The organism is Burkholderia ubonensis subsp. mesacidophila, from assembly GCF_002097715.1.
Taxonomy (GTDB): Bacteria; Pseudomonadota; Gammaproteobacteria; order Burkholderiales; family Burkholderiaceae; genus Burkholderia; species Burkholderia mesacidophila.
In genome coordinates, this window is record NZ_CP020737.1 from 3,661,013 (window position 1) to 3,680,192 (window position 19,180).

At 67.7% G+C, this 19,180-nt stretch carries 16 protein-coding genes and 1 pseudogene; 11 read left to right on the plus strand and 6 right to left on the minus strand.

All coding sequences use genetic code 11. The annotated features are described in order from the left end of the window. Positions 1 to 214: 214 nt before the first annotated feature. The 7 genes and pseudogenes from metX (B7P44_RS36380) to B7P44_RS17275 form a co-directional block, all read left to right on the plus strand. Positions 215 to 358: pseudogene (metX, locus tag B7P44_RS36380) on the plus strand (homoserine O-acetyltransferase); the annotation flags it as partial. 49 nt (positions 359 to 407) lie between these two features. Further along, a complete protein-coding gene (locus B7P44_RS36385; protein ID WP_231716692.1) occupies positions 408 to 845 on the plus strand; it encodes an ISAs1 family transposase in 438 nt (145 codons plus the stop codon). A gap of 181 nt (positions 846 to 1,026) precedes the next feature. Continuing rightward, a complete protein-coding gene (locus tag B7P44_RS17250; RefSeq protein ID WP_084906171.1) occupies positions 1,027 to 3,960 on the plus strand; it encodes an autotransporter family protein in 2,934 nt (977 codons plus the stop codon). A gap of 272 nt (positions 3,961 to 4,232) precedes the next feature. Further along, positions 4,233 to 5,378 carry a homoserine O-succinyltransferase MetX gene (gene metX / locus B7P44_RS17260; protein ID WP_084906175.1) on the plus strand — a complete coding sequence of 382 codons (1,146 nt, stop codon included), beginning with the start codon at positions 4,233 to 4,235 and terminating at the stop codon, positions 5,376 to 5,378. Further along, positions 5,375 to 5,983, plus strand: a complete 609-nt coding sequence (gene metW, locus B7P44_RS17265) for a methionine biosynthesis protein MetW (RefSeq protein ID WP_084906177.1) — start codon at positions 5,375 to 5,377, stop codon at positions 5,981 to 5,983. Before metX (B7P44_RS17260) ends, metW begins: the two co-directional genes overlap by 4 nt. Positions 5,984 to 6,102: 119 nt before the next feature. Beyond that, positions 6,103 to 7,416, plus strand: coding sequence for an AmpG family muropeptide MFS transporter (locus tag B7P44_RS17270; RefSeq protein WP_084906179.1), 1,314 nt, complete (start codon positions 6,103 to 6,105; stop codon positions 7,414 to 7,416). Beyond that, positions 7,406 to 8,437: a M48 family metallopeptidase gene (locus B7P44_RS17275; protein WP_084906768.1), complete on the plus strand. Its 1,032-nt coding sequence runs from the start codon at positions 7,406 to 7,408 to the stop codon at positions 8,435 to 8,437. The genes B7P44_RS17270 and B7P44_RS17275 overlap by 11 nt, the downstream gene beginning before the upstream one ends. 36 nt (positions 8,438 to 8,473) lie before the next feature. On the opposite strand, the gene B7P44_RS17280 is transcribed toward B7P44_RS17275, so the two are convergent. After that, the gene (locus tag B7P44_RS17280; RefSeq protein ID WP_084906181.1) at positions 8,474 to 9,448 is read right to left on the minus strand and encodes an AraC family transcriptional regulator; all 975 of its coding nucleotides are present in this window, start codon (positions 9,446 to 9,448) and stop codon (positions 8,474 to 8,476) included. A gap of 214 nt (positions 9,449 to 9,662) precedes the next feature. On the opposite strand from B7P44_RS17280, the gene B7P44_RS17285 reads away from it, so the two are divergent. Next, a complete protein-coding gene (locus B7P44_RS17285; protein WP_084906183.1) occupies positions 9,663 to 10,715 on the plus strand; it encodes an NAD(P)-dependent alcohol dehydrogenase in 1,053 nt (350 codons plus the stop codon). A 109-nt stretch (positions 10,716 to 10,824) separates the two neighbouring features. On the opposite strand, the gene B7P44_RS17290 is transcribed toward B7P44_RS17285, so the two are convergent. From B7P44_RS17290 to gatC, 5 genes are all read right to left on the minus strand, one after another. After that, entirely contained in the window at positions 10,825 to 11,598 is a 774-nt protein-coding gene (locus B7P44_RS17290; protein WP_084906186.1) for an exodeoxyribonuclease III, read from the minus strand. Between the two features lie 70 nt (positions 11,599 to 11,668). Next, entirely contained in the window at positions 11,669 to 12,508 is an 840-nt protein-coding gene (locus tag B7P44_RS17295) for a polyphosphate kinase 2 family protein (protein WP_084906771.1), read from the minus strand. A 112-nt stretch (positions 12,509 to 12,620) separates the two neighbouring features. Further along, the gene (gene gatB / locus B7P44_RS17300; RefSeq protein WP_084906188.1) at positions 12,621 to 14,093 is read right to left on the minus strand and encodes an Asp-tRNA(Asn)/Glu-tRNA(Gln) amidotransferase subunit GatB; all 1,473 of its coding nucleotides are present in this window, start codon (positions 14,091 to 14,093) and stop codon (positions 12,621 to 12,623) included. A gap of 3 nt (positions 14,094 to 14,096) precedes the next feature. Continuing rightward, complete coding sequence (gene gatA, locus B7P44_RS17305; protein WP_084906190.1) at positions 14,097 to 15,587, minus strand: Asp-tRNA(Asn)/Glu-tRNA(Gln) amidotransferase subunit GatA; 1,491 nt, start codon at positions 15,585 to 15,587, stop codon at positions 14,097 to 14,099. A gap of 69 nt (positions 15,588 to 15,656) precedes the next feature. Beyond that, positions 15,657 to 15,956 carry an Asp-tRNA(Asn)/Glu-tRNA(Gln) amidotransferase subunit GatC gene (gatC, locus tag B7P44_RS17310; protein ID WP_042586579.1) on the minus strand — a complete coding sequence of 100 codons (300 nt, stop codon included), beginning with the start codon at positions 15,954 to 15,956 and terminating at the stop codon, positions 15,657 to 15,659. A 362-nt stretch (positions 15,957 to 16,318) separates the two neighbouring features. Here gatC and B7P44_RS17315 point away from each other — a divergent pair, with 362 nt between their 5' ends. From B7P44_RS17315 to mreD, 3 genes are all read left to right on the plus strand, one after another. Next, positions 16,319 to 17,362: a rod shape-determining protein gene (locus tag B7P44_RS17315; RefSeq protein WP_004189550.1), complete on the plus strand. Its 1,044-nt coding sequence runs from the start codon at positions 16,319 to 16,321 to the stop codon at positions 17,360 to 17,362. A gap of 126 nt (positions 17,363 to 17,488) precedes the next feature. Then, the gene (gene mreC / locus B7P44_RS17320) at positions 17,489 to 18,574 is read left to right on the plus strand and encodes a rod shape-determining protein MreC (protein WP_084906192.1); all 1,086 of its coding nucleotides are present in this window, start codon (positions 17,489 to 17,491) and stop codon (positions 18,572 to 18,574) included. Continuing rightward, the gene (gene mreD / locus B7P44_RS17325; RefSeq protein WP_017334618.1) at positions 18,571 to 19,083 is read left to right on the plus strand and encodes a rod shape-determining protein MreD; all 513 of its coding nucleotides are present in this window, start codon (positions 18,571 to 18,573) and stop codon (positions 19,081 to 19,083) included. The genes mreC and mreD overlap by 4 nt, the downstream gene beginning before the upstream one ends. Positions 19,084 to 19,180 lie beyond the last annotated feature (97 nt).

Here is a 19,180-nt window from a genome sequence, read left to right on the forward strand (position 1 = left end):
CCGATCTTCCGCTATGCTCTGCCGCCTCCTTGTCGGCATGTCGGAAGCGCGCCGATTTGCTGACTCGATTGCGGGCGCGCGAACCGACCGGGGCCTTGATTCGTCTTTGTCCCGGCGGTTCACTACAAATGCGGCTAAAGAGGTCGTCAGCCGCGCTTCTTCGACTCCGCGCATCGCCGACACCGTTTAGCCGCCCAGTCATAAGGCGGAACGAATGGAATCGATCGGCATCGTCGCTCCACAGACCATGCACCTCGCCGAACCGCTGCGCTTGCAAAGCGGCAGCGTGATCGGCAACTATCAGCTCGTCGTCGAGACGTACGGCGAGCTCAACGCCGCGCGCTCGAACGCGGTGCTATCGGGACCATACCGCCGAGCACCAGGAAATCGACAAGGATCACGGCCGTATCGAAACGCGCCGGTGTATCGCCAGCGATGTCCTGGCGCGCAGGGAGCCTGATCCGGACTTATGGTCCGGCCTGCGTTCGATCGTGATGGTCGAGGCCACTCGGGAAATCGGTGATACCAAGACGACCGAGCGGCGTTACTACGTGTCGAGCCGGCCTCCCGACGCCGCACGGATTGCGCAGGCCGTGCGGGTGCATTGGCGTATCGAGAACAGCATGCACCGGGTGCTGGACACGGCCTTCGGTGAAGACCAATGCAGGGTTCGCGTCAACAACGCCACCCAGAACTTTGCGATCGCGCGGCGCATCTGCCTGAACCTGCTCAAAGCGGATACGACCATGAAGGCCGGCATCAAGAATCGACGGCTCAAAGCGGGGGCCAGCGACGGCTGCCGCGCCGCTGTTCTCCGTTTGCGACAGTTCGTGCGATTGCCCTGAATCCATCTTCGACGAGCGGCAAATTTCGAACTCGTCCGCTTTCGCCGGACCACTCATTCGGTTTATTTTTGCCTCATTGGAGATAAAATGAGGTGAGCGAGTGAATTTTTGTCTTTTCCATTTGCGGACGCGGGCGAGCGAGGCATTCTCCTGCGCAGAACCGTCTCACGTATCGCCGACTGTGCCACGCGCCGCACGGTTCGCGCGTTCCGCGCTGCTCGCTGGCGCGGTGATTCCCTGGCCGTCGGATGCCGCGGTCACCGACGGCGGCGCCCAGCGCGCGGATGGCGTCGCGCTCGAAGTCGCGCCAGGCGACTATTCGACAACCGGCAACACCAGACCGGTGCTTTCCGCCGTCAACGGGGGCGTGCTGACCACCACCGGCAAGACGCGTCTGTTCTCGTCGGGGTTCTCGGCGGCAGGCGCTTCCGCTTGGCATACCGGCTCGCGCATCGTGCTGCGCAATGCCGAAATCCGGACCCGAGGCCCGCTCGGCTACGGCCTCGACGCCCGTTTCGGCGGCACCGTGCTTGCCAACGACATCGCCATCGACACCGACGGCAACAGTGCGCACGGCGTCTACGTCGACGTGAGCGGCAACGGCGTCGATATTGCCGGCAGCGCGATCGTCACGCGCGGCCGGGAATCGTACGGCATCGCCGTCAACTACGCTCCCGGCGCGGTCGTAAACGCCGCCGATACGCTCATCCGTACCGGCGGCACCTTCGCCTATGGCGTATTCCTCAGCTACGACGACATACGCGCGACGCTGGATCGCGTCGACGTCCGCACTACCGGCGACTATGCATCGGCGCTGTTCATGCCGGGGGCCTCCACGGCCATCTTCAACGACACGCGCCTGGAAACCGACGGCTACACCGCGCTCGGCGTGGACACGCGCAAGGGCAACGTCGAACTCGCGCGCACGCGCGTCTTCACGCATGGCGAAAGCGCGCATGGGCTGTACGCGTCGAAGGAGTACGACGAGACACCCGTTATCCGGACAACCGGTACGGACGTGGCCACGAGCGGCGCCTATTCGATCGGTGTCGTCGCGCGGCTCGGCGGCCGGGTCGCGATGACGGGCGGCAGCATCGCGACGAGCGGCCAGCGTGCGTACGGCCTGCTGTCGAGCGGCGCAGGCTCGATCGCTTCGATCACGGATGGCGCCGTCACGACGGTCGGCCGGAACGCGGCCGCACTCTATGCGGGCAAAGGCAGCTCGATCGACCTGCTGCGCACGGACGTGCGCACGTCCGGCGACGGCGCGCCGGCCGCTGCGGCCTACGGCGGCTCGCTGACCGTCGACGGCGGCTCGCTCGTCAGCGAGCGGCACGGCGCGATCGACGCGTCCGATGCGGTCATCACGCTGCGGAACGGCGCGCGCGCCGTCGGTGGCAACGGCGCACTGCTGTCCGTCGACGCGCAATCCGGCGCAACCGTGCGTCTGGCGCTCGACACCGGCGCGCAGGCGGCCGGCGACATCGCCAATCGGCCGAGCGGCGACGGAAACCCAACGCCCGCCGTAACCGACGTCGCGCTGTCCCGCGCGTCCGCATGGACCGGTGCGACGGACGCGATCCGCGCGCTGTCGCTCGACACGGGCAGCCGCTGGACCGTCACCGCGGATTCGTGGGTCGGCTCCGTTGCGCTGAACAATTCGACGATCGCGTTCGCGCCGCCGGATGCCAGCACGCCGCGCACGCTCGTCGTGACGGGCGACTATGCGGCGAACGACGGCAGGCTGGTCATGCATACGCTGCTGGGCGACGATTCGTCGCCCACCGACAGGCTCGTGATCGACGGCGGGCACGCGTCGGGCAATACGGGCATCGTCGTGAAGCGCACCGGCGGGGAAGGCGCGCAGACGACGATCGGCATTCCAATCGTCGAAACGCGCAACGGCGGCACGACGGACGCCGCCGCATTCGCGCTCGACGCCGCGTCGGACGGCTATCGGAATGGCTTCGGCACGCTGTCCGCGGGTGGCTACGACTACATGCTCGCGCGCGGCGGCAAGGGCGGCCGTGCAGAAGACTGGTATCTGGTGTCCGCCGCGAAACCCGTCGAGCCGCCGCCGACGCCCGAACCAGGCGAAGACGACACGGCCCTGCATCCGGAAACCGTCGATCCGCCCGGCCCCACCGCCGTCGCTCCGGAGCCGGACGCCTATCTCGCGAACGCCGACGCGGCCGCAATGATGGCGGTCCACTCGCTGCACCAGCGCGAGGACCGCTCGCTGCGTGCCGACAGCCCGCGCACGGGCGCGATCGACGGCGCAGTCTGGGTACGCGCGGAAGGCGAACTCGCGTCGCGCTCGGGCGGCGAGCGCAGCGTGCGCGGCAACGGCCGGCGCGTGCACGCGGGCGCCGACCTGCTGCGCTTCGACGACGGCCGCGGCGGCAGTTTCCGCCTCGGTGCGATGGGAATGTACGGCAGTTTCACGAGCTGGTCGACGCGCACGCTGTGGAACGCCGCCGAGCGACGCGAAGCGCCGGCGACCGCGCGCGGCAGCGTCGACGGCTACAACGCCGGCCTGTACGGCACGTGGTACGGCAATCGGGACATCCTGTCGGGGCCGTACGTCGATACGTGGTGGCTGTACGGGGTCTACCAGAACACGATCGGCGGCAGCCTCGCCGGCGATTCGTACCGGTCGAGCACGGTGACGGGCTCAGTCGAGGCAGGCTATTCGCTGCCGCTCTACGAGCAAGGTGTATCGCGCTTCTTCGTCGAGCCGCAGGCGCAGCTCGTCTATTCGCACTACCGCGCATCGGCGCACGATGCGCCGTCCGGCCGCGTCGGCACGCAAAGCGCGAACGACGTGCTGACGCGGCTCGGCGTGCGCGTGCATGGCGTGACCGCGATGCCGGCGGGACGCGAACTGCGGCCGTTCGTCGAAGCGAACTGGTGGCACGGCCCCGGCTCGCGCTCGCTGACGATCGACGGCAACACGTTCGACTACGGCGTGCCGCGCGATCGCGCCGCGCTCGCGGCCGGCGCGACCGGGCAATTCACGAAGCGCATGAGCGTGTCGGCGAGCATCGGTGTCGATACGGACTTCGGCGACTACGCGACGGTGAAGGGGCAGCTCGCAGCGAAGTACCGGTGGTGAAGGCACCCGGACACCGCGGCGGGGCGCGCGCAGCCCGCCGCGCCCCGCCGCCCGAACTTCGGCTATACTCTGCCGACTGCCGCCACCTGGGCGGCGTGTCGGAAGCGCGCCGATTTGCTGACTCGATTGCGGGCGCGCGAACCGACCGGGGCCTTGATTCGTCTTTGTCCCGGCGGTTCACTACAAATGCGGCTAAAGAGGTCGTCAGCCGCGCTTCTTCGACTCCGCGCATCGCCGACACCGTTTAGCCGCCCAGTCATAAGGCGGAACGAATGGAATCGATCGGCATCGTCGCTCCACAGACCATGCACTTCGCCGAACCGCTGCGCTTGCAAAGCGGCAGCGTGATCGGCAACTATCAGCTCGTCGTCGAGACGTACGGCGAGCTCAACGCCGCGCGCTCGAACGCGGTGCTCGTCTGCCACGCGCTCAACGCGTCGCATCACGTCGCCGGCGTCTACGCGGACGATCCGCGCAGCACCGGCTGGTGGGACAACATGGTCGGGCCCGGGAAGCCGCTCGACACCAACCGCTTCTTCGTGATCGGCGTGAACAACCTCGGCTCGTGCTTCGGCTCGACCGGCCCGATGAGCATCGATCCGTCGACCGGCCAACCGTACGGTGCGCGCTTTCCGGTCGTCACCGTCGAGGACTGGGTGCACGCGCAGGCGCGCGTCGCCGACGCGTTCGGCATCGAGCGCTTCGCCGCGGTGATGGGCGGCAGCCTCGGCGGAATGCAGGCGCTCGCGTGGAGCCTGATGTATCCGGAGCGCGTCGCGCACTGCATCGACATCGCGTCGACGCCGAAGCTGTCCGCGCAGAACATCGCGTTCAACGAGGTCGCGCGCTCGGCGATCCTGTCCGACCCGGATTTCCACGGCGGCGACTACTACGCGCACGGCGTGAAGCCGAAGCGCGGCCTGCGCGTCGCGCGGATGATCGGCCACATCACGTATCTTTCGGACGACGACATGGCCGAGAAATTCGGCCGCGCGCTGCGCCGCGCCGACGGCGCGCTCGACGCGTACAACTTCAGCTTCGACGTCGAGTTCGAGGTCGAGTCGTACCTGCGCTACCAGGGCGACAAGTTCGCCGACTACTTCGACGCGAACACCTACCTGCTGATCACGCGCGCGCTCGACTACTTCGACCCGGCCAAGGCGTTCGACGGCAACCTGAGCGCCGCGCTCGCGCACACCAAGGCGAAATACCTGATCGCGAGCTTCACGACCGACTGGCGCTTCGCGCCGGCGCGCTCGCGCGAGATCGTCAAGGCGCTGCTCGACAACAAGCGCACCGTCAGCTACGCGGAGATCGACGCGCCGCACGGTCACGACGCGTTCCTGCTCGACGACGCGCGCTATCACAACCTGATCCGCGCGTATTACGAACGAATCGCCAACGAGGTGGGTGCATGAACCAGCAAGCGCTGAACTCCCTGTCCGCACGCGCCGACTTCCGCACGATCGCCCGCTGGGTCGAGCCGCGCTCGACCGTGCTCGATCTCGGCTGCGGCGACGGCTCGCTGCTGGCGCTGCTGACGGAAGAGCTGGAAGTCTCCGGCTACGGCATCGAACTGAACGACGCGGGCGTGCTCGCGAGCGCGAAGAACGGCATCAACGTGATCCAGCAGAACCTCGAGGACGGCCTGCGCCTGTTCGAGGACCACAGCTTCGATATCGCGATCCTGTCGCAAACGCTGCAGACGATCCACCAGACCGCCGCGATCCTGCGCGAGACCGCGCGCGTCGGCCGCGAATGCATCGTGTCGTTCCCGAATTTCGGCTACTGGGCGCACCGGCTGTCGGTGCTGCGCGGCCGGATGCCGGTGTCGAAATCGCTGCCTTACCAGTGGCACAACACGCCGAACGTGCGGGTGCTGACGATCAAGGATTTCGAGGCGCTCGCGCCCGAGGTCGGCGTCACGATCCTCGACCGCGTCGTGCTGCACGAAGGGCAGCCGATTCGTTGGGGAGCGAACTGGCGTGGTAGTCTTGCTGTCTACCGTGTCAAGCGCAGCTGAGCCGGGGCGCCGTTGACGAACGGCCCTGCCAGGCAAGGCAAGGCCCGGCCCGCATCGCGCGGGCGGCCGCCGCGCGCTGCCGCCGCCGCCATAACGTCAACGCTACCCAGTTCCACTCCATGTCGAAAACGCCACACGAGGCGCCCGCGCTCACCGCTCACGAGGATCACCCCGGCTGGCGAGCATTCCTGAACACGCACATGCTGATCTGCGTGTTTCTCGGCTTCACGTCCGGCCTGCCGCTCTTCACGCTCGTCTACCTCGTGCAGGCATGGCTGCGCTCGGAAGGCGTCGAGCTGAAGGAAATCGGCCTGTTCGCGCTGATCCAGTTTCCGTACACGTGGAAGTTCCTGTGGGCGCCGCTGATGGACCGCTATCTCCCGCGCCTGCCCGGCTGGCGGCCGGGCCGCCGGCGCGGCTGGATGCTGCTCACGCAGGTGCTCGTCGCGGGCGCGATCGCCGCGCTCGGCTTCGTGTCGCCGCGCGACTCGATCTGGACGGTCGCCGCGCTCACCACGCTCGTCGCGTTCTTCGGCGCGAGCTCGGACATCGTAATCGACGCATACCGCCGCGAGCTGCTGCGCGATACCGAGCAGGGCCTCGGCAATGCGGTGCACGTGAACGCGTACAAGATCGCCGCGCTGATTCCGGGTTCGCTGTCGCTGATCCTGTCCGATCACCTGCCGTGGGACGCCGTGTTCGCATTCACCGGCGCGTTCATGCTGCCGGGCATCGTGATGACGCTGCTCGTGCGCGAGCCGGAAGTGATCGGCGCGCCGCCGCGCAGCCTGCGCGACGCGGTCGTGCTGCCGTTCCGCGAATTCATCCTGCGCGACGGCTGGGCCGGCGCGCTGCTCGTGATCGCGTTCATCTTCCTGTTCAAGCTCGGCGACACGATGGCGACGACGCTGTCGACGTCGTTCTTCCTCGACATCGGCTTCAACAAGACGCAGATCGGCGTGATCGCGAAGACGACCGCATTCTGGGCGAGCCTCGCGGGCGGCATCATCGGCGGCATCTGGCTCGTGAAGATCGGCATCGCGCGCGGGCTGTGGATCTTCGGCATCCTGCAGATCGTGTCGACGCTCGGCTTCGCGTGGCTCGCGAAGGCAGGCGCGCAGCCGGTGCTGATGGCGGCCGTCTACGGCTTCGAGACGTTCTCGACCGGCCTCACGCTCGCCGCGTTCACCGCCTACATCGCCAGCACCACCGACCCGCGCTACACCGCGACGCAGTTCGCGCTGTTTACGAGCCTCGCGTCGGTGCCGCGCACGCTCGCGTCCGCCGCGAGCGGCTTCATCGTCGCGAAGATCGGCTGGTTCGACTACTTCCTCGTGTGCGCCGCGCTCGGCATTCCGGGGATGCTGCTGCTGTTCAAGGTCGCGCCGTGGGGCGGCGACGCGCGCGACAACGGGGTTGCCCGTGCGCAGTGACCGATTGCGCCGCATCGCGCGCCTGGCCGCGTCGCTGAGCGTCGGCGTCGCGGCGCTCGGCGCGCACGCAGGCGACACGGGTTCTGCGGGTTCCGCGGCGGCGCCCGGTTCGGCGCCGTCGGCGACGCCCGCGCCGTCGTCCAACCCGTCCGCGACCGCCGAGCCGGCGCAGCCGACGGGCGCCGCCGCGTCCGCGAAAGCCTACACGCCGACGCCGCAGCAAGTCCGCTTCGGCAATGCGGTGGCGTTCCGCACGCTGATTCCGTCGCCGCTCCTCGAGCAGCTGACCGCGAACGAATATGCGCAGATCGTGCAGGCGGCGGCGCAGGACAACCGCCTGCTCCCCGCGAGCCAGCCGCGCGTGAAGCGCCTGCGCGCGATCGTCGCGAAGCTCGCGCCGTATTCGGTGAAATGGAACGACCGGGTCAAGACGTGGGCGTGGGACGTCAACGTGATCCGCTCGCGCGACATCCGCGTGTCGTGCCTGCCCGGCGGCAAGATCCTCGTCTACGGCGGGATGCTCGACCGCGTCCGCCTGAACGACGACGAGCTCGGCGTGCTGCTCGCGCACGGCGTCGCGCATGCGCTGCGCGAACACGCGCGCAGCAGCTTCAGCGATACATCGCAGACATCGCTGCGCGCGGCGGCGCTGCCGCCGCTGTTCGGCGTCGGCGATCCGCTGCCGCAGCCGCTGAACCTCGACGAGCGTCTGCAGACGATGCACTACGACCCGACCGACGAAACCGAGGCCGACGTGATCGGCGGCGACATCGCCGCCCGCGCCGGCTTCGATCCGCGTGCCGCGATCACGCTGTGGGACAAGCTCGCCGCCGCGACGCGCGCGAACAAGGCATCGGGCTTCATCTACACGCACCCGTATAGCGCCGCGCGCCGCCAGGACCTGCTGAACCGCCTGCCGGACCTGCTGCCGCTGTACGCGAAGGCTACGGCCAGGCGCGTCGACGCGCTGCCCGACTACGCAGGCATCGGCTCGCAGCGGCGCAAGGTCGCGCGACGCTGACCGGATCGCGTGGCGTGCGCGCCGGCGCCCGCCGCGCTACGCGCCGACCTCCCGCTCGTCCGTCCAGTCGACGACCGCCCCGCCGCCGATCGTCCGGCTGCCCGTCTCGCGCATCCAGCGCACCTCGTCGCCGGGGCTGCGGCCGAACAATCGCTTGAACTCGCGGCTGAACTGCGACGCGCTCGCGTAGCCGACCCGCGCGGCCGCCGCGCCCGCGCCCATACCGTCCTGCACCATCATCAGCCGCGCCTGATGCAGGCGTGTCGTCTTCACGTACTGCATCGGCGACGTCGCCGTGACGCTCTTGAACTGCGCATGGAACACCGCGACGCTCATGCCGGCCTCGCGCGCGAGCGTGTCGACGTCGAGGTCGCTGGTCAGGTCCGCGTGAATGCGACGCAGCGCCTTCGCAATGCGGCCGAACTGATGCTGCTGAACGAGCGCCGCGCGGATCGCGTCGCCCTGCGCGCCGGTCAGCACGCGATACGCGATCTCGCGCATGATCGACGGCCCGAGCACGCGCGTGTCGTGCGGAGACGCGAGCGCCTCGAGCAGCCGCAGCACCGCATCGGCGAGCGGCACGTCGAGCGGCGTCGAATACACGCCGCGCGGCTCGCTGACGGCGACGCCGCGGGTTTCGTCGAGCAGGATCGACAATTCGGCGATCACCGCGAGATCGACGCGGATCGAGATCGCGAGAAACGGCTCGTCCGCGCTCGCGAACGTCTCGCATTCGAACGGCAGCGGCACCGACAGCACGAGATACTGCTGCGCGTCGTAGATGAACGACTGGTTGCCGAGATAGCCGTGCTTGCGCCCCTGGCAGACGACGACGATGCTCGGCTCGTACAGCACCGGCATGCGCGGCACCGGCCGGTTCGCGCGGATGAAGCGCACGCCTTCCATATCCGCATACGTAAAGCCCTCGTTCGGCGCGAGACGCGCGAGCAGGTCGATCATGCGGCGCTGCACACGGTCGCCGGCATCGGCGAAAAGGGGCTGGAAGCTCATCGGCGCAATCCTGGACGGCAAGAGAATCAGGCTTGCAATGTAGCACTTTGGCGCTGTTTTAGCGGGGTGTTGGCCGCACTTCGAGAGAAATAGGCAAATCTTCGAGACCTTCAGGTATTTCGCGTCGACACCATGCTCCGTACGATGGCGTCCTGTCTCGCCGCGCCGCCACATGGCGCGACGGCAGCGACTTTTGCCGAACAAGGAGCCCCGCATGAGCACAACCTATGCCTTTGCCGCGACCGATGCCCAGTCGCCGCTCGCCCCGTTCGAATTCCAGCCGCGCGCGCTGCGCGACCTCGACGTGCAGATCGAGATCCTGTATTGCGGCGTCTGCCATTCGGATCTCCATCAGGCCCGCAACGAATGGCGCAACACGACCTATCCGGTCGTTCCCGGTCACGAGATCGTCGGCCGCGTGAGCGCGACCGGCCCGCAGGTGTCGCGCTTCAAGGTCGGCGAGCTGGTCGGCGTCGGCTGTCTCGTCGATTCGTGCCGCACCTGCCCGAGCTGCGCGGAAGGGCTCGAGCAGTATTGCGAGAACGGTTTCGTCGGCACCTACAACGGCCGCGACCGCGTGAGCGGCGACGTGACGTACGGCGGCTATTCGACGCAGATCGTCGTCGACGAGGCGTTCGTGCTGCGCGTGCCGGACACGCTCGATCCGGCCGGCGCCGCGCCGCTCCTGTGCGCGGGGATCACCACGTATTCGCCGCTGCGCCAGTGGAACGTCGGCCCGGGCAAGAAGGTCGGCATCGTCGGCCTGGGCGGCCTCGGCCATATGGGCGTGAAGCTTGCGCGCGCGATGGGCGCGCACGTCGTGCTGTTCACGACGTCGCCGTCGAAGGTCGAGGACGGCAAGCGGCTCGGCGCGCACGAAGTGGTGATCTCGAAGGACGACGCGCAGATGAACGCGCACCTGAACAGCTTCGACTTCATCCTGAACACGGTCGCCGCGCAGCACGACCTGAACCCGTTCCTGCACCTGCTGAAGCGCGACGGCACGATGACGCTGGTCGGCGCGCCGGAGCACGACCATCCGTCGCCGCAGGTGTTCAACCTGATCTTCAAGCGCCGCCGTCTTGCGGGCTCGCTGATCGGCGGGATCGCCGAGACGCAGGAAATGCTCGATTTCTGCGCGGAGCACGGGATCACGTCGGATATCGAGACGATCCCGATGCAGCAGATCAATGCGGCTTACGAGCGGATGTTGAAGAGCGATGTGAAGTATCGGTTCGTGATCGATATGGCGTCGATCAAGGCGTAAGCGGTCATACCTCGCGCGGCGCGCCATGCATGCCGCCGCGCGCCAAACAAAACGGGCTGCATGTCGCAGCCCGTTTTGCCTCCGACACCCGCGCCACGCGCGGCGCACGTCACTTCTTGTAGTCGTAATCCACCGTCAGCGGCGCATGATCGCTGAACTTGACGTCGCGGAAGATCGACGTGCTTTTCGCGGTGCCCGCAATACCCGGCGTCGCGATCTGGTAATCGATCCGCCACCCGACGTTCTTCGCATACGCCTGGCCGCGGTTGCTCCACCACGTGTACTGCTCGGCGCGCGGATCGAGCGTGCGGAACACGTCGACGTAGCCGACGTCGTCGAACAGCTTCGTGAGCCACGCGCGCTCTTCCGGCAGGCAGCCGGAATTCTTCTGGTTGCTCTTCCAGTTCTTGATGTCGATTTCCTTGTGGACGATGTTCACGTCGCCGCACAGGATCACTTCGCGCTTCTTCTTCAGGTCGGCAAGGTGCGGCATGAATTCGTCCATGAAGCGGTACTTCGCCTGCTGGCGGTCGTCGCCGCTCGAGCCGGACGGCACGTACACCGACACGACCGACAGCTTGCCGTAGCGGGCCTCGACGTAGCGCCCCTCGGAATCGAATTCGCTGCTGCCGAAGCCGATGATCACGTCATCGGGCTCGTGGCGGCTGTACAGCCCCGCGCCGCTGTAGCCCTTCTTCTCGGCGTGGTGGAAATAGCTCTTGAAGCCGTGCGGCTCGACGAATTCGGCCGGCAGGTCGTCGGCCGACACCTTGATCTCCTGCACGCACACGCAATCGGCGTTCTGCTCGCCGAGCCATTCGAAGAAGCCTTTCTTCGCGGCGGAGCGGATGCCGTTCAGGTTGGCGGTAATCACACGCATCATGTCGGGTTTCCGTTCAGTATTCTCAGGTTTGGATCGTAGCGCCTCGCCGGCCGCACCTCGCCGGCCGCGCTTACCGGATCTTCACGCCTTCCAGCTCGGGCTTCGCCGGCGGGAATTCCAGCTTCATGTCGGTCAGCGTGCGCAGCAGCAGCTCGGCGATCATCACGTTGCGGTGCGTCTTCGAGTTCGCCGGAATCACATACCACGGCGCATGCTCGGCCGACGTCGCGGCGAGCGCGTCGCGGTACGCGTCCTGGTACGCATCCCAATGCTTGCGGGCATCGAGATCCGAAATGTCGAATTTCCAGTGCTTGACCGGATCGTCGATACGCGCCTGCAGCCGGTCGCGCTGCTCGTCCTTCGAGATGTGCAGGAAGCACTTGACGATCGTCGTGCCGTTCTCGACGAGCATCGTCTCGAAGTCGCGGATCTGCCGGTAGCGGCGCTCGCACTCCTTCTCGTCGATCGCGCCCAGCACGCGCGGCACGAGCACGTCTTCATAGTGGCTGCGGTTGAAGATCGCGAGCTCGCCGGCCGCCGGCACCTGCGCATGCACGCGCCACAGGAAGTCGTGCGCGGCCTCGATCGGCGTCGGCGCCTTGAACGGCACGACGCGCAGGCCGAGCGGGTCGACCTCGCGGAACACCGCGCGCACGGTGCCGTCCTTGCCGCTCGTGTCCATCCCCTGCAGCACGAGCAGCACGCGCTTCTTCTGCTGCGTGTGCAGCCGCTCCTGCTGCACGTCGAGCTCCATCGAGACCGACGAAAGCCGCTCGCGGTCGGCCTCCTTCGCGCCCGACGAGAACGGCTTTGCGGACGGATCGTATGCGCCCAGCGAGAACGCTGCCGCGTCCTTCTCGCGCGTGTGGTACGGCACCCGGTAATCGTCGAGCGACGGTTGTTTCGCCATGCGTTCCTCCGTGTGACGGCGCGCACGCGGCGTGCGCACCAGTTGCAACGGGCCGCCCCGAACAGGTTCGGCGGCGGCCCGTTATCAAGCGCGGTTCAGGCGCGTGCGCCGCTTACCCGAGCTTCTTCTTCAGCAGCTCGTTGACCTGCTGCGGGTTCGCCTTGCCCTTCGTCGCCTTCATCGCCTGGCCGATCAGCGCGTTGAACGCCTTTTCCTTGCCCGCGCGGAATTCCTCGACCGACTTCGCGTTCGCCGCGAGCACCTCGTCGATGATCGCCTCGAGCGCGCCGGTGTCGGAGATCTGCTTCAGGCCCTTCGCGTCGATGATGCGGTCGGCCGCGGCTTCGTCGGTCGCCTTCTCTTCCCAGATCGTCGCAAAAATTTCCTTCGCGATCTTGTTCGAGATCGTGCCGTCCGCAATTCGCTGCAGCACGAGCGCGAGCTGCGCGGCCGACACGGGAATCGCATCGATCTCGATGCCGTCGCGGTTCATCTGCGACGATACGTCGCCCATCAGCCAGTTAGCGGCGATCTTCGCATTCGCGGCGCCCGCCTTCGCGACGACCGCCTCGAAGTACGCGGCCATTGCCTTGCTCGACGTCAGCACGCCCGCGTCATAGGCGGACACGCCGTACTGCTCGACGAAGCGCTGCTGCATCGCAACCGGCAGCTCGGGCATGCCGGCCTTCACGCGCTCGACCCAGTCCGCGCCGATCACGAGCGGCATCAGGTCCGGATCGGGGAAGTAGCGGTAGTCGTGCGCGTCTTCCTTGCTGCGCATCGACTTCGTCACGCGCGCGTCCGGGTCGTACAGGCGGGTTTCCTGCACGACTTCGCCGCCGTCCTCGATCAGCTCGATCTGGCGGCGCACTTCATAGTTGATCGCTTCCTCGAGGAAACGGAACGAGTTCAGGTTCTTGATCTCGGCGCGCGTGCCGAACTTCTCCTGGCCGACCGGGCGCACCGACACGTTCGCGTCGCAGCGGAACGAACCTTCCTGCATGTTGCCGTCGCAGATGCCGAGCCACACGACGAGGCCGTGCAGCGCCTTCGCGTAGGCGACCGCCTCGGCCGCGCTGCGCATTTCCGGCTCGGTGACGATCTCGAGCAGCGGCGTGCCCGCGCGGTTCAGGTCGATACCCGTCATCCCCGCGTAGTCCTCGTGCAGCGACTTGCCCGCATCTTCCTCCAGATGCGCGCGGGTCAGGTTGATCGTCTTCGAATACGCGTCCTTGCCGGCCTTTTCATTCGCGGGCACCTGGATCGTGATCGTGCCGCCCTGAACGACCGGGATCTCGTACTGGCTGATCTGATAGCCCTTCGGCAGGTCCGGATAGAAGTAATTCTTGCGCGCGAAGATGCTGCGCGGCGCGATGGTCGAGCCGATCGCGAGGCCGAAGCGGATCGCCCGCTCGACCGCGCCGCGGTTCAGCACCGGCAGCACGCCCGGCAGCGCCAGGTCGACCGGGCAGGCCTGCGTGTTCGGCTCCGCGCCGAACTGCGTCGGCGCGCCGGAGAAAATCTTCGAGACGGTCGACAGCTGCGCGTGCGTCTCGAGACCGATGACGACTTCCCATTGAGTCATTGCTTACACCCCCGCCGGAACTTGCTTGTGCCAGTCGGTCGCGCGCTGGAACGCGTCGGCGACCTGCAGCATCCGGGCTTCGTTGAAATAGTTGCCGATGATCTGCAGGCCGACCGGGCGCTTCGCGTTCGCGCCCGCGCCGAAACCGCACGGCACGCTCATGCCGGGCAGGCCCGCGAGGCTCACCGACAGCGTATAGATATCCGCGAGATACATCTGCACCGGATCGTCGCCCTTCGCGCCGAGGTCCCAGGCGACCGTCGGCGACGCCGGGCCCATGATCACGTCGCAGGACTTGAACGCTTCCTGGAAATCCTGCGCGATGATGCGGCGGATCTTCTGCGCCTGCAGGTAGTACGCGTCGTAGTAGCCGTGCGACAGCACGTAGGTGCCGATCAGGATGCGGCGCTTCACCTCGGGGCCGAAGCCTTCGGCGCGCGACTTCTTGTACATGTCGAGCAGGTCGCCGTATTCGGCGGCGCGGTGGCCGTAGCGCACGCCGTCGAAGCGCGACAGGTTCGACGATGCCTCGGCCGGCGCGATCACGTAATAGACGGGGATCGACAGCTCGGTCTTCGGCAGCGACACCGGCACGAGCGTCGCGCCGAGCGCTTCATAAGCCTTGAGCGCCGCGTCGACCGCCGCGCGCACGTCGTCGGCGAGGCCGTCGCCGAAATATTCGGCCGGCAGGCCGATGCGCAGGCCCGCGAGCGGCTTGCCCGCATCGTTGCCCGGCGCCCACGGCTGGCCGAGGTGGCGCGTGAAGTCCTCGTCGTCGCGCTCGAGGCTCGTCGAGTCGCGCTCGTCGAAGCCCGCCATCGCGTTGAGCAGCAGCGCGCAGTCGGCGGCGCTCTGCGCCATCGGGCCGCCCTGGTCGAGCGACGACGCGAACGCGATCATCCCGTAGCGCGACACGCGGCCGTAGGTCGGCTTGATGCCGGTCACGCCGGCAAACGACGCCGGCTGGCGGATCGAGCCGCCGGTGTCGGTGCCGGTCGCGGCCGGCGCGAGGCGCGCGGCGACGGCGGCCGAGCTGCCGCCCGAGCTGCCGCCCGGCACCGCGTTCGTGTCCCACGGGTTCTTCACCGGGCCGAACGCGGAGTTCTCGTTCGACGAGCCCATCGCGAACTCGTCCATGTTGGTCTTGCCGAGCGTGACCATGCCGGCCGCCGACAGGCGGGCGACGACGGTCGCGTCGAACGGGCTCGCGTAGTTCGCGAGCATCTTCGAGCCGGCGGTCGAGCGCCAGCCGCGCGTGACGAACACGTCCTTGTGGGCGATCGGCAGGCCGGCGAGCGGGCCGGCCGCGCCGCGCGCGAGCTCGGCGTCGGCGGCCTTCGCCTGCGCGAGCGTGAGGTCGGCGTCGACGTGGACGAACGCGTTCAGGTCCTGCGCGGCGTCGATCCGTTTCAGATAGTGCTGCGCCAGCTCGACGGCCGAGCATTCCTTGGCGGCGAGCGCGGCGCGCAGTTCGGTCAGGCTTTTTGCGTGCATTGAGTGGTTTTCCTGGGAATTCTGGGGCGCGTGCGGCGCGCAACGGCGCGCACGCTTGTCATCGAACGCTTACTCGATCACCTTCGGCACGAGATACAGGCCGTCCTGCACGGCCGGCGCCGGACGCTGGTTGTCGTCGCGGTTCACCGTTTCCGTGACGGCGTCGTCGCGCAGGCGCTGCGCGACTTCCTGGATCTGTTCGATCGGGTGGGCGAGCGGCGCGATGCCGGCGGTGTCGACCGCCTGCATCTGCTCGACGAGGCCGAAGAATTCATTGAGCTGGCCGAGCGTATGCTCGGCGTCGGCGTCGGCCATTTCGAGGCGCGCAAGGTGCGCGATGCGTTTCACATCGGTCAGGGTCAGAGCCATGCAATCACCGGAAAACAAGGCGGCGCAGCGCACGAAATGCGGCGCTGCGGCGGGGGTTGGAGGGTGCGATCCCACCCTCAAAAATCGGGTACGAAGCGGGAAAAATACCGTCCGTTTCGATTCAAATACCGCGAAATTATAAGGTATCATTACGCGTTCGACCCAAACCCGGCAGCCTTTTCCCGTACCGTTGAGCCCATGTCGGCAGGCCGTACGGGCTTCGAGCGACGCCCGGTAGATTTCAATCGCAGCTTCGAGCGCCGCGGCGGCCGCTTCCGCCACGATCCGAGGCTGTTATTTTTTCCGCTGCCGCCCTCAGCGCTCGCTATGCAGGGCCGGCCCAGAGCGAAACAGGATTCTGAATGTTCGGTTTTTTGCGCAGCTACTTCTCCAACGATCTCGCGATCGACCTCGGCACCGCAAACACCCTGATCTACATGCGCGGCAAGGGCATCGTGCTCGATGAGCCGTCCGTCGTGTCGATCCGCCAGGAAGGCGGCCCCAACGGCAAGAAGACGATCCAGGCGGTCGGCAAGGAAGCCAAGCAGATGCTCGGCAAGGTGCCCGGCAACATCGAGGCGATCCGCCCGATGAAGGACGGCGTGATCGCCGACTTCACCGTCACCGAGCAGATGATCAAGCAGTTCATCAAGACGGCCCACGAGTCGCGCATGTTCTCGCCGTCGCCGCGCATCATCATCTGCGTGCCGTGCGGCTCGACCCAGGTCGAGCGCCGCGCGATCAAGGAAGCGGCCCACGGCGCCGGCGCGTCGCAGGTCTACCTGATCGAGGAGCCGATGGCGGCCGCGATCGGCGCCGGCCTGCCGGTGTCGGAAGCGACGGGCTCGATGGTCGTCGACATCGGCGGCGGCACGACCGAAGTCGGCGTGATCTCGCTCGGCGGCATCGTCTACAAGGGTTCGGTGCGCGTCGGCGGCGACAAGTTCGACGAGGCGATCGTCAACTACATCCGCCGCAACTACGGGATGCTGATCGGCGAACAGACGGCCGAGGCGATCAAGAAGGAAATCGGCTCCGCGTTCCCGGGCTCCGAAGTCAAGGAAATGGAAGTGAAGGGCCGCAACCTGTCGGAAGGCATCCCGCGCAGCTTCACGATCTCCAGCAACGAAATCCTCGAGGCGCTCACCGATCCGCTGAACCAGATCGTCTCGTCGGTGAAGATCGCGCTCGAGCAGACCCCGCCGGAACTCGGCGCGGACATCGCCGAACGCGGGATGATGCTGACGGGCGGCGGCGCGCTGTTGCGCGACCTCGACCGCCTGCTCGCGGAAGAGACCGGCCTGCCGGTGCTCGTCGCCGAAGATCCGCTCACCTGCGTCGTGCGCGGTTCGGGCATGGCGCTCGAGCGCATGGACAAGCTGGGCAGCATCTTCTCGTACGAGTGATCGTCTAGGCTGTTTCGTTGACATGACGCACCCGCGGCGTGGCCGGCTCGCTCGTTTAGAACGAACCGCCGCGCCGTTTGCGCGTCTGAGCATCATTTAACCGATCATTCGCGCCCGGCGCCGACCATGGAATACAGTCCGCCGCCCCTCTTCAAGCAAGGTCCGCCCGCCCTCGCGCGGCTCATTTTCTTCGTGACGGTCGCGATCGCCCTCCTCGTGTCGGACGCGCGCTTCAACACGCTCGAAATCGTCCGCGGGGTGCTCGGCACCGTGCTGTATCCGCTGCAGCGCGCGGCGCTCGTGCCGCGCGACCTGTTCATGGGCGCGGCCGAAATCGCGACCAGCGGCGCCACGCTGCGCCACGAGAACGACCAGCTGCGCGCGCGCAACCTGCAACTGTCGACGCAGGCCAACCAGGCCGCCGTGCTCACGCAGGAAAACGCGCACCTGCGCGCGGTGCTCGAGCTGCGCCAGCACATCGCGACGCAGTCGACGCCCGTCGAGATCCAGTACGACACCGCCGACCCGTTCACGCAGAAGATCGTGATCGGGCAAGGCATGCAGCAAGGCATCCAGGACGGCGCGCCCGTCGTCAGCGAGGACGGCGTGATCGGCCAGGTCACCCGCGTGTTCCCGCTGCAGGCCGAAGTCACGCTGATCACCGACCGCGATCTCGCGATTCCGGTCCAGGTGCTGCGCACCGGCCTGCGCAGCGTGATCTACGGCACCCCGCGCGGCGATTCGCTCGACCTGCGCTTCGTGCCGACGAGCGCCGACGTCGTCGCCGGCGACGAGCTCGTCACGAGCGGCCTCGACGGCGTCTATCCGCCCGGCCTGCCGGTCGCGAAGGTCGTGCGCGTCGACAAGCTCGCCGACACCGCGTTCGCGCGCGTGACCTGCGCACCGGTCGCGGCGGTGCGCGGCGCGCGCCAGATGCTGGTGCTGCACTACCAGAACGCCATTCCGCCGCGTCCGGCCGAGCCGGAATCGGCCGACAAGAACGCGAAGGGCGGCAAGAAGGCCGCGAAGGGCGCCGCCAAGGGTGACAAGGCGGGTGACAAGGTCGACGCAGGCGCGAAGCCGGCGGCCGCGGCCCAGCCCGGCGCGACGCCCGCGCCGGCTGCGCCCGCCGCCCCTGCCGCCCCGACTGCAACGGCCAAGCCCGCCGCGCCCGCGAAGCCCGCCGCCGGGCAACCAGGAGCCCAGCGATGAACCGCCCGCAATACATCCTGCAGCCGGTCAACCCGTACTTCATCGTCTTCAGCCTCGCCGCCGCGTTCCTGCTGAACCTGATGCCGTGGGGCCGCCTGCCCGGCGTGCCCGACTTCGTCGCGCTCGTGCTGCTGTTCTGGAACATCCACCAGCCGCGCAAGGTCGGGATGGGCGTCGCGTTCGCGCTCGGCATCCTGATGGACGTGCACGAAGCGGGCCTGCTCGGCGAGCATGCGCTCGCCTACACGCTGCTGTCGTACGGCGCGATCACGATCCACCGCCGCGTGCTGTGGATGCCGATCGGCGTGCAGGTGCTGTACGTCACGCCGCTCCTCGTCGTCGCGCAGCTCGTGCCGTTCGTGATCCGCCTGCTGATGGGCGCCGCGTTCCCGGGCTGGCGCTACCTGGTCGACGGCTTCGTCGAGGCCGCGCTGTGGCCGATCGCGAGCCACCTGCTGCTGATGCCGCAACGCCGCCCGGTCGATCCGGACGACACGCGCCCCATCTGAGCCGCAGCCGCACCGCCAGGACCCCGCCTTGAACCCCCGCCGCCCTTTCGCCCGCCGCACCACGGGGCGGCGCTACGCCCGTGCCGCGCGCGGGTCC

Coding starts and splice junctions, on each gene's coding strand:
- gatC (WP_042586579.1), bottom strand. CDS start 15,956: ATGGCTCTGACCCTGACCGATGTGAAACGCATCGCGCACCTTGCGCGC.
- B7P44_RS17315 (WP_004189550.1), top strand. CDS start 16,319: ATGTTCGGTTTTTTGCGCAGCTACTTCTCCAACGATCTCGCGATCGAC.
- mreD (WP_017334618.1), top strand. CDS start 18,571: ATGAACCGCCCGCAATACATCCTGCAGCCGGTCAACCCGTACTTCATC.
- metX (WP_084906175.1), top strand. CDS start 4,233: ATGGAATCGATCGGCATCGTCGCTCCACAGACCATGCACTTCGCCGAA.
- gatB (WP_084906188.1), bottom strand. CDS start 14,093: ATGACTCAATGGGAAGTCGTCATCGGTCTCGAGACGCACGCGCAGCTG.
- B7P44_RS17285 (WP_084906183.1), top strand. CDS start 9,663: ATGAGCACAACCTATGCCTTTGCCGCGACCGATGCCCAGTCGCCGCTC.
- B7P44_RS17290 (WP_084906186.1), bottom strand. CDS start 11,598: ATGATGCGTGTGATTACCGCCAACCTGAACGGCATCCGCTCCGCCGCG.
- B7P44_RS17295 (WP_084906771.1), bottom strand. CDS start 12,508: ATGGCGAAACAACCGTCGCTCGACGATTACCGGGTGCCGTACCACACG.
- B7P44_RS17270 (WP_084906179.1), top strand. CDS start 6,103: ATGTCGAAAACGCCACACGAGGCGCCCGCGCTCACCGCTCACGAGGAT.
- gatA (WP_084906190.1), bottom strand. CDS start 15,587: ATGCACGCAAAAAGCCTGACCGAACTGCGCGCCGCGCTCGCCGCCAAG.
- metW (WP_084906177.1), top strand. CDS start 5,375: ATGAACCAGCAAGCGCTGAACTCCCTGTCCGCACGCGCCGACTTCCGC.
- mreC (WP_084906192.1), top strand. CDS start 17,489: ATGGAATACAGTCCGCCGCCCCTCTTCAAGCAAGGTCCGCCCGCCCTC.
- B7P44_RS17280 (WP_084906181.1), bottom strand. CDS start 9,448: ATGAGCTTCCAGCCCCTTTTCGCCGATGCCGGCGACCGTGTGCAGCGC.